The organism is Rhizobium sp. R86522 (assembly GCF_042466255.1).
Classification (GTDB): Bacteria; Pseudomonadota; Alphaproteobacteria; order Rhizobiales; family Rhizobiaceae; genus Allorhizobium.
On record NZ_JAXHBX010000001.1, the window covers coordinates 3,190,753 to 3,204,379 of the forward strand.

Sequence of the window (13,627 nt, forward strand, 5' to 3'; positions counted from 1 at the left end):
CCGCTGCGATGAGAGGCCAGGGAGACACTGAGGAGACCCCGATGAAGAAAGTGCTGATTGCCAATCGCGGCGAAATCGCCGTGCGTATCATCCGCGCCTGCCGCGACTACGGGCTCCAGTCCGTCGCCGTCTATGCCGACCCCGACATGGACGCGCTGTTCGTCAAGCTTGCAGACGAGGCCTATGGTCTCGGTGGCAGCCGCCCGGCGGAGACCTATCTCGACATTGAAAAGCTCATCGCCATTGCGAGGCGTTCAGGAGCCGATGCCGTCCATCCCGGCTACGGCTTTCTCTCCGAGCGCGCCGAGTTCGCCCGCGCGGTTCAGGAGGCCGGGCTTGCGTGGATTGGCCCGGACCCTGAAGTCATCGAAGCGCTCGGCGACAAGGTAGAGGCACGGCGGATCGCGCAGTCGGTCGGTGCGCCGCTGGTCGCAGGCAGCGATGGTCCGGTCGAAACCGCCGAAGAGGTCATTGATTTTGCCAGGAAGTATGGGCTTCCCGTCGCGATCAAGGCCGCCCATGGCGGCGGTGGGCGCGGCCTGAAGGTCGCCTGGAAGATGGAGGAAGTGGCCGAGCTCTATCATTCGGCCGTGCGCGAGGCCGAGGCCGCGTTTGGTCGTGGTGAGTGTTTCCTGGAGCGTTTCCTCGACCGGCCGCGCCATATCGAGGCGCAGGTTCTCGCCGACAAACATAGCAATGTGCTCGTCCTCGGGACGCGTGACTGCTCGCTGCAGCGGCGCAACCAGAAACTTGTTGAGGAGGCACCAGCGCCCTTCCTGACCGACGCGCAGCGTCAGTCGATCCATGACGCGGCCAAGAAGATTTGCGCAGCCGCCGGTTATTCGGGTGCAGGTACGGTCGAGTTCCTGCTCGGGGTCGATGGCACCATCTCCTTCCTGGAAGTGAACACCCGTCTGCAGGTCGAGCATCCCGTAACCGAGGAAACCACAGGCATCGATCTCGTGGTGGAGCAGTTCCGCATTGCCGAAGGCAAGGCACTCGAAGTGCTTGAGACCCCTGCCCCGCGCGGCCACTCGATCGAATTTCGCATCAATGCCGAAGACCCCGGCCGCGGCTTCCTGCCGACGCCGGGTACGATCACCCGTTTCGATCCGCCCTCGGGTCCCGGCGTTCGCCTGGACACCGGTGTCACTAGTAGCTCCACAATCCCCGGGACCTTCGATTCTCTCATGGCGAAGCTGATTGTGACCGGCTCGACGCGCGAGCAGGCGCTGGCGCGGGCTCGAAGGGCACTCGCAGAGTTCAAGATTGAAGGCGTGGCGACCGTCCTGCCCTTCCATCGCGCTGCCATGGAAAGCCGCGACTTCACCGGAGAAGAGGGCTTCCGCGTGCACACCCGCTGGATCGAGACGGATTTCGCCGAGCCGCTTGCGGCCGCCTCCCGTCCAGAGCCGGTATGTGACACGTCCCTGATCCGGACCCATGTCGAGATCGATGGCAAAAGACATGAACTGGCGATCCCAGCCATACTGCTTTCCGGCATCGGCAATATCTCCGGCGGACAGGCTGGCGGTGCAGAAGCCTCATCCGGCAAGACGGAAGACAGCATGAGCATTGCCGCGCCCATTTCGGGCACGTTGCAGGCGTTCAAGGTCGAGGAGGGTGCAGAGGTCCAAAGCGGCGATCTGATTGCGGTGATGGAAGCGATGAAGATGGAAACCCAGGTCATCGCTGCGCGCAGTGGTCGTGTCAGCTTCAAGAGCGAGGCAGGCGCCTATCTGGCTGCCGGGCAAGAGATCGCGCGCTATCTGGACTGAGGGCCTGTGCACTGACAGGGTCGGCGAAACCTCGTCGACCAATTTCATCTACTCGGCCGCGCCTGAATAGCAAAAGGCCCGCCAATGGCGGGCCAAACGCTGAAGCCGAAGACCCTCAGGCCTTGTCGACGACATTCTTCACGGCTTCCTTTGCCTCACCCTTGGCCTGCTGGCCATGGCCCTTGGCTTCCTGAGCGGCGCCCTTGGCTTCCATGCTGTGGTTGTCGGTCGCGTCGCCGACAGCCTGCTTGGCCTTGCCTGCGAGTTCATTCGACTTGCCGGAAATCTTGTCGGATGTGGAACCCATTTTCGTTCTCCTTGTTGGCGGTGACGCACAGCTTCCAATTCGCTACCCGGTCATCTGCCGGGAAAGTCCATCTCGCGCTGCTTTACGATCCGCTTGATCCTAAAACGCTTTAAGGCGAGAATCGTTCCGATGTTTGAGGCCAAATGTACTGCATGAGGCTGGTTCATGTGTGCTGTGACGGCGTGACTTGTCCCTTCACAACGGCTCTCCCGGACACACAAAAACCGGTGACACTGCGAAGCATCACCGGTTTGATTGATCCGTCTGACTGGACGCTCAGCGCTTGTAGGCGCCGAGACCGGGGCGATAGGTCTTGTCGTCGAGGAACTGCTTAAGGCCCTCGGCGCGGCCATTGCTCTTGTCGAGGAAGAGCATCTGCTCCAGCTTGGCGTAGATGTAGTCGTCGGCCTGTTCCCAAGGCATGTTGCGCACGCGCTTGAACGTGTCCTTGGCAGCCTTGAGCACCACGGGGTTCTTTTCGAGCAGGCTTGCACAGAGAGCGCGGACGCGGGTCTCGAGATCAGCCAGCGGCACGGACTCGTTGACGAGGCCCATCTCGCGCGCCTTCTGACCGCCGAAGGTCTCGCCCGTCATGATGTAATAGAGCGAGTCGCGGTGGTTCATCACCTCGGCAACGGCACGGGTCACGTTGCCGCCCGGCAGAATGCCCCAGTTGATTTCCGAAAGGCCGAAGGTTGCCTCATCAGCGGCAATTGCGAGATCGCAGGAAACGAGTGGCGTGAAGGCGCCGCCGAAGCACCAGCCGTTGATCATGGCGATGGTCGGCTTTTCGAAATACATCAGGCGGTTCCACCAGCCACCGGACTGACGGCGGCTCTTCAGAACGGCCGCACGGCCCTTGCCGTCGTTCTCGCGGAAATACTCCTTCAAGTCCATGCCAGCCGACCAGGACTGGCCAGCGCCACGCAGAACGAGGACGCCGCAGCGATCATCGGCTTCCAATTCGTCCAGCACTTCCAGCATGCGGATGTTGAGCTTCGGACTCATTGCATTGCGCTTTTCCGGACGGTTCAGCGTGACGAAGGCGATGCCGTTGTCGAATTCGACCAGAACCGGATCTGGCGTGGTGTTTGTCTCAGTCATGGTGGCTCCTTGAGGCTTTTCGTGGGGGCTCACGCCCGGTCGAAGGTGTTCAGCTGTTGGCATGGGCCTGGCGCAGAATGTGCTTCTGCGCCTTTCCGGATGCCGTTCGCGGGATCTGGTCGAGGAATACGATGCGTGCGGGACGCTTGTAGGATGCCAGACGATCGGCACAATGGGCGAGGATTTCGTCGGCAGAGGGCAAGTCTGCCTGGGCAACGATAAAGGCGACGCCGCATTCACCCCATTTCGGATCGGGCAGCCCGAGCACGGCAACATCCCTTACCTTGGGATGCGCGCCGATGACGGCCTCTATCTCCGCCGGGAAGACGTTCTCCCCGCCGGAAATATACATGTCCTTGAGCCTGTCCGGGACGGAGATGACGCCGCCTTCGGCACGTCGACCAAGATCCCCGGTGCGATACCACTCGCCGACGAAGGCCCGGGCGGTCTCACCCGGATTGTTCCAGTAGCCCGGCGTCACTGAGGGACCCTTCACCCAGATTTCTCCGACGTCGCCATCCGGCACGTCCTGACCGTCATCGCCGACCAGCCGGACGGCGAGAAGTGGTGCGGGATAGCCGACGCTGCCAGGATGCCGCGCGACCGCATCACGATCCAGCGGCATGTGAATGGTCGTGCCGGCTTCGCTCATGCCATAGCCGTTGACGAGCGGAATGCCGTCCTGGAGGAAGGTTTCGATCAGCGCCGGCGACAGTGGCGCCCCGCCGATGAAGATCGCCTGCAGTGCTTTCAGAGCCGTCGGGTCCCAGGCGGAAGAGTTTCTAAGGGCCGAGGCCATCTGCGGGACGGCGAAATAGTGGGTGATGCCCAGCGCCGGATCTCCGAGGACGGAAAGGGTGCGGTCGGGCATGAAGCGATCGGAGATGACCAGGCGTCCGCCCATCATCAGTGTCGTGCGGCCGATCGCAACTAGACCGATGGTGTGGAAAAACGGCAGGTCACAGAGCGTGACGGAGTGGCTGGTGACTTCACCGACCAGCGAAAAATTGACGGCAGAGGCAAAGGCATTGCGGCGGGTGATGACCACACCCTTGGGGCTCCCTGTCGTCCCCGAGGTGTAGAGCATGATGCAGGGTGCATCCGCATCGACCGCGGCTGGCTCTGCCCGCGGTGAAGACGCGACCATCTCGGCCCAGCCACCGTCGCCTTCAATGGGGATGGTTCGCGGCATTGCCTCGGAGATCTCCGCGAGGACCGACGCGAACTCTGCATCATGCAGCAGCAGCGAGGGTTCACAATCGGCGATGATCTGTCCGAGTTCGGCCGCTCCGAGACGCCAGTTCAAGGGTACGAAGACCAGACCAGCGCGCTGACACGCGAGGCAGACGGTGATTTGCTCGATGGAGTTGCGTCCCCAAAAGGCGATGCGCTGCATGACCGGATTATCACCAACGATCTCCAGAAGCCGGTAGGCCGCGCGGGCCACGGCCAGATCCAATGCCCCATAATTCAGGGTTCGGCCGGTCGCCACTTCGTAGACCGCCGGCCGTTCTGGCGTCACCTGGGCTCGGTAGATGACGGGATCGTCCGTCTCAAGACCGACGGCTCCCCTGACTGCCAAAACAGACTTGATTTCAGGCTGCATGTTTGTCCTCCTCATCGCCACCCCTCAGGGGCCTCCTTGGCGAATTGTATGCTAAACATACTATTTGACCTCCAAATGTTTGACAAGCGGCAATTTGACTGTTGCAGTCGAAAGTGATCATGAATGATTCCGTAAGTTCGATGCCGCATGATTGGAAGAGGAGCCATGACTCGACACAATGACCTGAAGCCCGCGAACGACGACGATGTCTTCGAAGTGGGCTCGCCATTACGCACAGGCCGCCTCGACGACATTCTCGGCTTTCACCTCAGGATGGCGAATGTCGCCATCTATCAGGACTACACGGCCGCCATGGGCGACATCGGGCTGACGCAGAAGCAGTTTGCCGTCCTCGAACTGATCGCCGCAAATCCGAGGGTGAGCCAGATCGACATCGCCAACCAGCTCAGCATGGACAGGGCAACGATGATGGCGCTGGTGAACCGTCTGGAAAGCCGCAATCTTCTGGAACGGCAACCATCCCCCATCGATCGGCGACGCCAGGAGCTGCTGTTGACCGAGGCGGGGGCCGAGATCCTGAAGCAGGCCCGCAACATCCAGAAACAGCATGAACTGCGCTTCACCGCGCGATTTACGCCCGAGGAACTGCAAGCATTCATCGAAGGGCTGAAGCGTGTCTATGCGGATATCATGCCACGCAACAGCCAGACCGACTGACCGTTGTCGACATGCTTGCGAAAGAAAAACGGCCGCCCGGAAGGCGGCCGTTTCATTTCCATGATCAGAAGGGATAGTGCTGGTTCGGATCTTCGATCGTGATCCAGCGCAGCTCCGTAAACTCGGAGATCGCGGCCTTGCCGCCGAAGCGACCATAGCCACTGCCCTTAACGCCGCCGAAAGGCATCTGCGGCTCATCGAAGACCGTCGGGCCATTGATGTGGCAAATGCCGGACTCGATGCGGGCGGCGACAGCGAGCGCGCGGCGGATGTCGCGGCTGAAGACGGCGCCGGAGAGACCATACTCAGTGTCGTTGGCAACGCGGATCGCTTCTTCCTCATCCTTCACGCGGATGATCGGCTTGACCGGGCCGAAGCTCTCTTCCTGATACATCCGCATGTCCGAGGTGACATTGTCGAGCAGAGTTGCTTCGACGACGCTGCCTTCGCGCTTGCCACCGGCAACGAGCTTTGCACCCTTGGAAACGGCGTCGGCGATCAGCTCATCCATCTTCTTTGCGGATTCGAGACTGATGAGCGAGCCGAGCACGACGTGGCCCTTCGGATCGCCGGCCGGCAGCTTCGATGCCTTGGCGGCGAGCTTTGCGACGAACTCGTCGGCGATTTTTTCATCGACGATGATACGCTCGGTCGACATGCAGATCTGGCCCATATTGGCGAAGGCGCCAAAGGCGGCGGCGTTCACGGCCGCGTCGATGTCGGCATCATCGAGGATGACGAGCGGCGCCTTGCCGCCGAGCTCCAGAAGGGCCGGCTTCAGATGACGGCCGCACAGTTCGCCGATGATCTTGCCGACCTTGGTGGAGCCGGTGAAATTGACGCGCTTGACTGCCGGGTTGGTGATCAGGGCTTCGACGATCTGGGCTGCATCCTCGGGCGCATTGGTGATGACGCTGATGGCACCAGTCGGAAGGCCGGCTTCAACGAGGCACTGAGCGATCAGACGATGGGTACCAGGGCACTGCTCCGATGCCTTCAGGATCACGGTGTTGCCGCAGGCGAGCGGCATGGCGACCGCACGGGTGCCGAGGATGATCGGCGCATTCCACGGCGCGATGCCAAGGCAAACGCCGACGGCCTGGCGCATGCCCATGGAGAGCGAACCCGGCTTGTTGGACGGGATGACTTCGCCCGAGATCTGGGTGGTCATGGAAGCGGCTTCGCGCAACATGCTTGCAGCAACCATGACGTTGAAGGCGCCCCAATGGCCGGTGGCTCCGGTTTCGGCGACCACGAGTTCGGAGAACTCGGCGGTCTTCGATTCCATGATGTCAGCAGCCTTGAGCAGGATCTTGCGGCGCTCACCGGGGCCGGTCTTCGACCAGGCCGGGAAGGCCGCAGCAGCTGCGTCTACGGCTGCGTTGGCATCCTCGAGGCTTGCGGCCGAGGCCGTGGTCGCCACTTCCTGCGTAAAAGGATTGATGCGGGTAAAAGTGCGTCCGCCCGCGGCCGCCTTTTCGGCACCATTGATCAACAGCGAAACATGCATATTCATGGATCTTCCTCCTCCATTATCTTCAGGTTCAGAAATTGGTCCGTCGTTTTCTTCCGGCCCCGCCTGCTCTCTTGCGATCAGGTCTCGATCCTCCAGAGAGCAGGTTATTCCTAAACGGACCGGCAACCTCCCCGATCCGCTCTATTTTGTAAGTCTAGCAAACAATTGTTTTTTGACAAGTGGTGCCGCCTGGACGAGACGTCAATAGGGCAGCCCGACATAGTTCTCCGCCATGGCCGTGGACGCCGCTCTCGAATGGGTGAGGTAGTCGAGCTCGGCTTCCTGGATCTTCTGGCCGAAATCTCCGGTATCCGGAAAACGGTGCAGCAATGTGGTCATCGACCAGGAGAAGCGAACAGCCTTCCAGACACGCTTAAGGGCACGGGCCGAATAGGCATCGAGTGCGGCGCTTGACTTTTCCTGATAGTGCTCGAGAAGCCCCTCGATCAGGTAGTGCACGTCGGATGCGGCAAGGTTCAGGCCCTTGGCGCCCGTCGGCGGCACGATATGCGCGGCATCGCCGACGAGGAACATCCGCCCGAAGCGCATCGGCTCGGCGACGAAGGAACGCAGCGGCGCGATCGACTTTTCGAAGCTGGGGCCCGTCACCATGGCCTCAGCGTGGTGGGCCGGCAGGCGACGGCGCAGCTCGTCCCAGAAGCGATCGTCGGACCACATCTCGACCTTGTCGTCGAGCGAGCACTGAACATAGTAGCGGCTGCGGGTTTCGGAGCGCATCGAGCACAGCGCAAAACCGCGCGGGTGGTTGGCATAAATGAGTTCATGGTTGACCGGCGGCACGTCGGCGAGGATCCCCAGCCAGCCGAAGGGATAGATCTTCTCGAAGGTCTTGATCGCGCCTTCGGGCACTGCCTTGCGGCTGGCCCCATGGAAGCCGTCACATCCGGCGATGAAGTCGCAATCGATGCGCTGCGTGACACCATCCTTCTCGAAGGTGACATGCGGCTGGTCGCCGTCGAAACTGGAGGGAACGACATTCGTGGCATCATAGATCACCACACCGCCGTCGCGCTCGCGGCGCTCGATGAGATCGCGCGTCAGCTCCGTCTGGCCGTAGACCATGACCCGCTTGCCACCGGTCAGATCGAAGAGATCGATACGATGGTCGCGGCCATCGAACGTGAGGGAGAAACCGTCATGCGGAAGACCTTCCCGATGCAGGCGCTCGCCGACGCCGGCGCGATCCACGAGGCCGACAGTTCCTTCTTCGAGCACCCCGGCCCGCACGCGAGACAGAATGTGGTCCTTGCCGACGCGGTCGACGATCACATTGTCGATGCCTGCATTGGTGAGAAGCTGCCCGAGCAAGAGGCCGGACGGACCTGACCCGATGATGACGACTTTGGTTCGCATGTTTCCTCCCACGATGCAGCCATTTGTCTTTCGACAAGTTTGACGGCGAGCGCGGCCGTCAACAATGGACGCATCGCGTCTTTTGTTGCACAAATCGAACATGACGAAACGCAAGCAGCCAATACGGACCTCGATCCCGACCTACGAGCTTTATGGCGAGGACGATCCCGCGGGTTCGCGTTTCTGGGTGCATTGCGAGACAATTCCGGCCCGAAGTGCACTGCATCACTGGGAAATCGGGCTGCACAGACACGAACGCTATTTCCAAATCCTGCTCGTGACAGGCGGCTCCGGCGATGCGGTCTTCGAAGGAGAGATTGCCCGTTTCGAACCGGTCTCGATCGTCACCGTTCCGCCCGCTATCGGGCACGGGTTCCGCTTTTCACCAGAGATCGACGGCTACGTCTTTACCTTTCTTGCGAGTCGCTTGCCGGTCCGACCGGGCGAGCCGAGCGCGCTCGGGCAGTTCCTGTCGACACCAAGCGTGACCCGCCTTGCCCCGCAGGATCCGGAGGGGCAGTTGATCCTCTCCCACCTGCTCAGGGTCGCGAGCGAATGGCAGGGGCGGCTTACGGGGCGCACCGTGCTGATGGAGACGGGGCTTGCAGCAGCTCTGGCGCTTGCAGCCCGTCTCGCTGCCCAGGGTGAAACCGAGAAAGAGGCGACCGATGAGAACGATCGCAGGCTTGAGGCCTTCTCGTCATTGCTGCACCGGGAGGTTCGCAACCATCGTCCGGCATCGTTCTACGCCCATGCGCTGGGGATCACACCAACCCATCTCAACCGCGTGCTGAAAGCCAAGACAGGTCTCGGTACGCAGGAGCTCGTGGCGAGGCGGCTGATCGAGGAAGCGCAACGAGAACTTCTCTTCACGCCCGGCAGCATCAAGGAAGTCTCGTTCCGCCTCGGCTTTTCCGATCCGGCCTATTTCTCCCGCTTCTTCAGTCGCCAGACCGCGATGACCCCGGCGAGCTGGCGCGCTCAGGAACAGATCCGCCTGGGATCTCGGGCGGAAGATGCAGAAACAGTCAAGGCTGGCTGAACAGATCGATCAGAACCGGCCGCATCTCGTTCATCGGCCACTCGCGGGTCTGCGTCTCCGGGCGCATGCCGGGGAGGAACCCTTCCCGCTCAAAGCGGGCGACGAGGTCCCTATCCGCCGATACGACATGGATCGGGACGGCGCGCGATGCGTTGGGACCGGTGATGATGGCCGCAGGTTGATGGTCTCCGAGGATAACGAAGACGGTATCCTCGCCAAACCGCGCCATGTAGCTGCCGAGAGTTTCAAGGGAATAGTCGATCGTCTGGATATATTGGGCGCGCACACGCTCAGGATCGGCCCAGACGACCCGAGGCGGGTCGCCGCTTTCCGCCTGTGCGTTGAAGATCGAGCCGTCGCCGACGGCATCCCAGTCGATGAGGCGGGCAACAGGTGTCCACGGCGCATGGCTGGAGATCAGCGCCACTTCCGCCATCACGCGTTCGCCCGCAGCCCGGGCAGGGGCGCGACCCAGGCGCTCGAAGGCTGACAGGGTATACTGATCCGGCATCGTGACCCAGTTGAAGGGCTTGCCCTGGTAATCGAGGTCGGCTGCCGCCAGGATCTGGCGATATCCGTAATATGCGGCTTCAGGCCACTCCATCGTAATGGCAGGCATGGCCGCGATGCTCTTCCATCCGGCTTCGGCAAACAGCCTGTTGAGGCTCGGTTGCTGGCTGATCATCAAGCGGTCGTAGCGCGCCTGGCTGTCGACCCAGAGGCCGGAGAGGAGCGTTCCGTGCGCCAGCCAGCTGAGACCGCCAACGGTCGGAGCGGTGACCCAGGCACTGGCGGAAACGAGACCGGCTCGCTCAATCTCGGCTTGGACGCTTGCGAGGCGTGGTCGGGTGATCGACGCATATCGAGGATCCTCCAGCGCCGAGCGGCCATAGGATTCAACGAAGATAAGCACAAAGTCCTTGTCCTTGACGCGTCCGAAGAGCCCGGCGCCGTTGCGGGGGCCCTCTCCCCGCGACAGAGCGGTTTCAAAGACATGCATGTCCTGAACAGAGCGGATGACAAGCGTCAGTCGCTTGTTGAGGTAAGAGGGCATGCGCGCTTCGACCCGGGGCGCGTCCAAAACAATCGCAATCCCGCCGAGAAGGGTGATCGCCACGAGTGACAGAACCAGCCATGAGCGCGCGGGGCGCCCGATCTCCGTTAATCGGCGTGCCGCCCACAGAAACAGCATCAGTATGGCGGACAAGCCCAGAAGCGCGGCCGCGACAGCCGCAAAGGCTGCCAATGTGCCGACGGTCCCTGAAATCAGATTCCAGCCATCGGCAAGCATCTTGATATCGAGATAGGGATTGAACGGGCGCTGAAAGGCAGCCTGGGTGCCAATGTCGGCTGTCTTCAGGAACAGGATAAGAAGCAGAACCAGTCCGCACAGAAGCCCGATCGGCCGACGTAGACTGCGCGGGACCGCGAGCAAGAGCAGCATCATCAATGCCCATTCGAGCGGCAGGCGGGCGAAAGCATTGAGGGCGACCGCATCGGGATGGTCCGGCAAGGTGAAAGCGAACCAGGCGATCACTGTCACCACGAGGGCGCCGATATAGGGCTTAAGCGTGTCGGCTGACTTCATGATCCAGTCACTCCGCTACCGAGAAGGGCAGATCGATTGCACGCGGGAGGATTTGCCGTCATGAAGGTCCGCTGCCTCTCTTTCCGCGTATAGGACAGCAAACGACCACTCACCCCCGACGAAAGCCCCGCCGTTTGCCCATTCTGCGTCTCCTTGCTCCCGTCGCGTTGATCGCGCTCCTGGCATTTCTCCTGTCCAGAACGGATCTGACCGCGCTGGGCGCAGCCTTCTGGCAGATCTCCGTTACGCATGTCATCGCCGGTCTTGCCCTGGTGCAGGTGCAGATTATCGTGTCGGCGCTGCGCTGGCGCTTTACCGCGAGCCGTCTCGGCGAACCGTTCCCGGCGAGCGTCGCGATCAGCGAGTACTACGTGGCGAGCCTTCTCAACCAAAGCCTTCCCGGCGGCGTCGCCGGTGATGCCGTGCGCGCCTACCGCATGCGCAATGCCGGCGCCGGCGGCTGGAAAGGACCAGCCAAGGCCGTGATCTTCGAGCGGCTTTCCGGCCAGGCTGCGTTTTTCGTTCTGGCACTTTCCGGCCTGTTCGCCTGGCCGCTGGTCCTCGGAGGCGAGGATGCCGGACGTCAGGCCTTGCTGCTGGTGCTCTGCTTCCTGCTTTTTGTCGCCGCAGTCTGCGCGGGCCTGATCATCGCGAAGCGCCGGTACAAGAGGCTCAGCCATATCGGCGATGACCTGTTGCGCGTCTTCATCCACCGCGGCGCGCTGCCTGTTCAGGCGGGGCTCAGCCTTGTGATCGTCGGCAGTTACGTCGCGACCTTCTTTCTTGCGAGCCATGCCGTTGGCGCGCCCCTCCCCGGCATTGCGGCATTCACGATCATTCCGCTCTGCCTGATCGCGATGCTGATCCCCGCTGGTTTCGGAGGCTGGGGTACGCGGGAAGCCGCCGCGATGGCGCTCTGGCCACTGCTTGGCGCCACCGAGAGCCAGGGATTGGCTGCGAGCGTCGTTTATGGAGGTCTCTCTCTTGCCGGCGCCCTGCCGGGTCTCGCGATCCTCTCGCTCGAGGCCATCCGCGGAAAGCCGCGTCGCGCCTGAACGCATCGTCATCGGCTCTCTATCCGGGCGTAAACGTCGCCGGATTGCGCTTCGGGAGGCATTTGCGACAGCTCGACCAGCAGCTCGTCTGCCGATTTCCAGCGGTCCGACACGAACCGATGCTGCTCTCCGACGACCCGGTTGAAGCGATAACTGCCGATGCCCATCAGACGATCGATCGCGTTGGACGCAACGGAGGGCATGGCCGGAATGTATTCGAAGGCGATCAGGGGTATCGGCTTTGAAAGGCCGTAGAGAATTTCCGCCTCCGCGCCCTCGACGTCTATCTTGCAAAAGGCAGGCATACCGTATTTCGCGACGAGATGATCGAGCGTCACCATCGGCACCGTGACCTTGCGGTCCCAGACGACCTGCGAAAACCCCTTGCTTTGCTTCACCGTCTCGACGAAGCGGCTGGAGATGCTTGTGACCGTCGGATGGCGGCTCGAGATCAGCAAATCGATCTGCCCGGCGGTCCGACCGACGGCCACCCGTTCGAAGCCGGTCAACGCGCCTGCAAAACGGTTTTCGATGAAGTCTGCGAAAGCCGGCTGGGGTTCGACCGCCACGACTTTCGCTCCGAGCTTCAACAGGGTGCTGCTGCGGCTGCCGACATGGGCGCCGATGTCGAAGACGAGATCACCCGACTTGACGATCGACGCATAGAATTGCCGCAGCGCCGATCTGCGCCAGGGCTGGCCGTAGTAGACGACGAGCGAGCGGGCGAGCCCGAATGATGTCGAGAGACGCTCGGTGAGACTGGTCATGACGTGACGGGCCGACGCAGCAGGTAGATCACGTCCACCGTAAACGAATAGGCGAGCGCCAGAAGCGCGACCGCTGCGATGGCGGTCGAATAGGGAACGGTCACGAAGGGTATCAGGATCAGGCAGAGTGCCGAAATCTGGATCACGCAGACAAGCTTGCGTCGGAACGAGGGAAAGAGCTCGCCGTTCAGCTTCGGCAACACCCAGCCTGCGGCCACGAAACCGTAGCGCATCAGGCCGATCAGCAATACCCAGAGACCCGCCTTTCCCAAGAAGGCTGCGGCGACGGACAGGACCAGGATCAGCAGTGCATCGACTTCCATATCGAAGCGGGCACCGAAGGACGATTCATGTCCGTAGCTGCGCGCGAGATAACCATCGACGCCGTCGAGCGCCAAGGCGATGAGAACCACACCGGCAAGTGTCCAGAGTGCCGTATCGGTCGCAGCGAGACTGTCGAAGCACAGCACGGTCGCGCCAGTCAGGCTAACGAGACAAGCGCGAAAGGCGGTGACGAGATTGGCCGGGCCGAACTTGCGATGGGGGTGATCGGGCAGAGAATAGACCACCAGCGCAAACATCAGCGCGAGCGACAGAATGACCGAGGCCACGAAATCCCAGCCGAGCGGGAGATGAAAAGAGACGATCACCGCGACGACCGATGTGCCGACAAGCAGGCCTGAGAGGCCCGCCAGCGTGTTCATCAGCAGTCCACGACGCTGTCGCAGCATCGCGACCCAGTCGAGCTGGGCATCTGCCCATGGCCGACCGAAACCATCGCCGCCAAGCCGTTCAGGCTCGCTTGCCATCTT

12 protein-coding genes are annotated in these 13,627 nt (G+C 61.9%); 4 read left to right on the top strand and 8 right to left on the bottom strand.

All coding sequences use genetic code 11. The features are described 5' to 3' along the window. Nucleotides 1-41: 41 nt before the first annotated feature. Entirely contained in the window at nt 42-1,778 is a 1,737-nt protein-coding gene (locus SJY08_RS15500; protein WP_377276729.1) for an acetyl/propionyl/methylcrotonyl-CoA carboxylase subunit alpha, read from the top strand. 115 nt (nt 1,779-1,893) lie between these two features. Here the strand turns inward: SJY08_RS15500 and SJY08_RS15505 are convergent, their stop codons facing one another. From SJY08_RS15505 to SJY08_RS15515, 3 genes are all read right to left on the bottom strand, one after another. Beyond that, on the bottom strand, nt 1,894-2,085 hold the full coding sequence (locus tag SJY08_RS15505; RefSeq protein WP_054150897.1) for a CsbD family protein: 192 nt from the start codon (nt 2,083-2,085) through the stop codon (nt 1,894-1,896). 276 nt (nt 2,086-2,361) lie between these two features. Then, nucleotides 2,362-3,189 (bottom strand): p-hydroxycinnamoyl CoA hydratase/lyase, encoded by an 828-nt coding sequence (locus SJY08_RS15510; RefSeq protein ID WP_377276731.1) that lies wholly within the window; start codon nt 3,187-3,189, stop codon nt 2,362-2,364. 49 nt (nt 3,190-3,238) lie between these two features. Then, nucleotides 3,239-4,795 (bottom strand): AMP-binding protein, encoded by a 1,557-nt coding sequence (locus tag SJY08_RS15515; protein WP_377276733.1) that lies wholly within the window; start codon nt 4,793-4,795, stop codon nt 3,239-3,241. A gap of 165 nt (nt 4,796-4,960) precedes the next feature. On the opposite strand from SJY08_RS15515, the gene SJY08_RS15520 reads away from it, so the two are divergent. After that, nucleotides 4,961-5,473, top strand: a complete 513-nt coding sequence (locus tag SJY08_RS15520) for a MarR family winged helix-turn-helix transcriptional regulator (RefSeq protein ID WP_054150900.1) — start codon at nt 4,961-4,963, stop codon at nt 5,471-5,473. 64 nt (nt 5,474-5,537) lie between these two features. Here the strand turns inward: SJY08_RS15520 and SJY08_RS15525 are convergent, their stop codons facing one another. Beyond that, nucleotides 5,538-6,983: an aldehyde dehydrogenase gene (locus SJY08_RS15525; protein ID WP_054150932.1), complete on the bottom strand. Its 1,446-nt coding sequence runs from the start codon at nt 6,981-6,983 to the stop codon at nt 5,538-5,540. A gap of 207 nt (nt 6,984-7,190) precedes the next feature. Next, nucleotides 7,191-8,363, bottom strand: a complete 1,173-nt coding sequence (gene pobA, locus SJY08_RS15530) for a 4-hydroxybenzoate 3-monooxygenase (protein WP_377276736.1) — start codon at nt 8,361-8,363, stop codon at nt 7,191-7,193. A gap of 100 nt (nt 8,364-8,463) precedes the next feature. Between pobA and SJY08_RS15535 the strand changes: the two genes are divergently transcribed. Continuing rightward, entirely contained in the window at nt 8,464-9,405 is a 942-nt protein-coding gene (locus SJY08_RS15535; RefSeq protein ID WP_054150933.1) for a helix-turn-helix domain-containing protein, read from the top strand. On the opposite strand, the gene SJY08_RS15540 is transcribed toward SJY08_RS15535, so the two are convergent. Next, the gene (locus SJY08_RS15540) at nt 9,392-10,993 is read right to left on the bottom strand and encodes a sulfatase (protein ID WP_377276738.1); all 1,602 of its coding nucleotides are present in this window, start codon (nt 10,991-10,993) and stop codon (nt 9,392-9,394) included. The genes SJY08_RS15535 and SJY08_RS15540 overlap by 14 nt on opposite strands. A 134-nt stretch (nt 10,994-11,127) precedes the next feature. On the opposite strand from SJY08_RS15540, the gene SJY08_RS15545 reads away from it, so the two are divergent. Next, complete coding sequence (locus tag SJY08_RS15545) at nt 11,128-12,048, top strand: YbhN family protein (RefSeq protein WP_377276740.1); 921 nt, start codon at nt 11,128-11,130, stop codon at nt 12,046-12,048. 8 nt (nt 12,049-12,056) lie between these two features. Here the strand turns inward: SJY08_RS15545 and SJY08_RS15550 are convergent, their stop codons facing one another. Together SJY08_RS15550 and SJY08_RS15555 are read right to left on the bottom strand one after the other, a co-directional pair. Continuing rightward, nucleotides 12,057-12,815, bottom strand: coding sequence for an FkbM family methyltransferase (locus SJY08_RS15550; RefSeq protein WP_377276742.1), 759 nt, complete (start codon nt 12,813-12,815; stop codon nt 12,057-12,059). Further along, nucleotides 12,812-13,624: a CDP-alcohol phosphatidyltransferase family protein gene (locus SJY08_RS15555; protein WP_377276744.1), complete on the bottom strand. Its 813-nt coding sequence runs from the start codon at nt 13,622-13,624 to the stop codon at nt 12,812-12,814. The genes SJY08_RS15550 and SJY08_RS15555 overlap by 4 nt, the downstream gene beginning before the upstream one ends. Between the last annotated feature and the right edge of the window lie 3 nt (nt 13,625-13,627).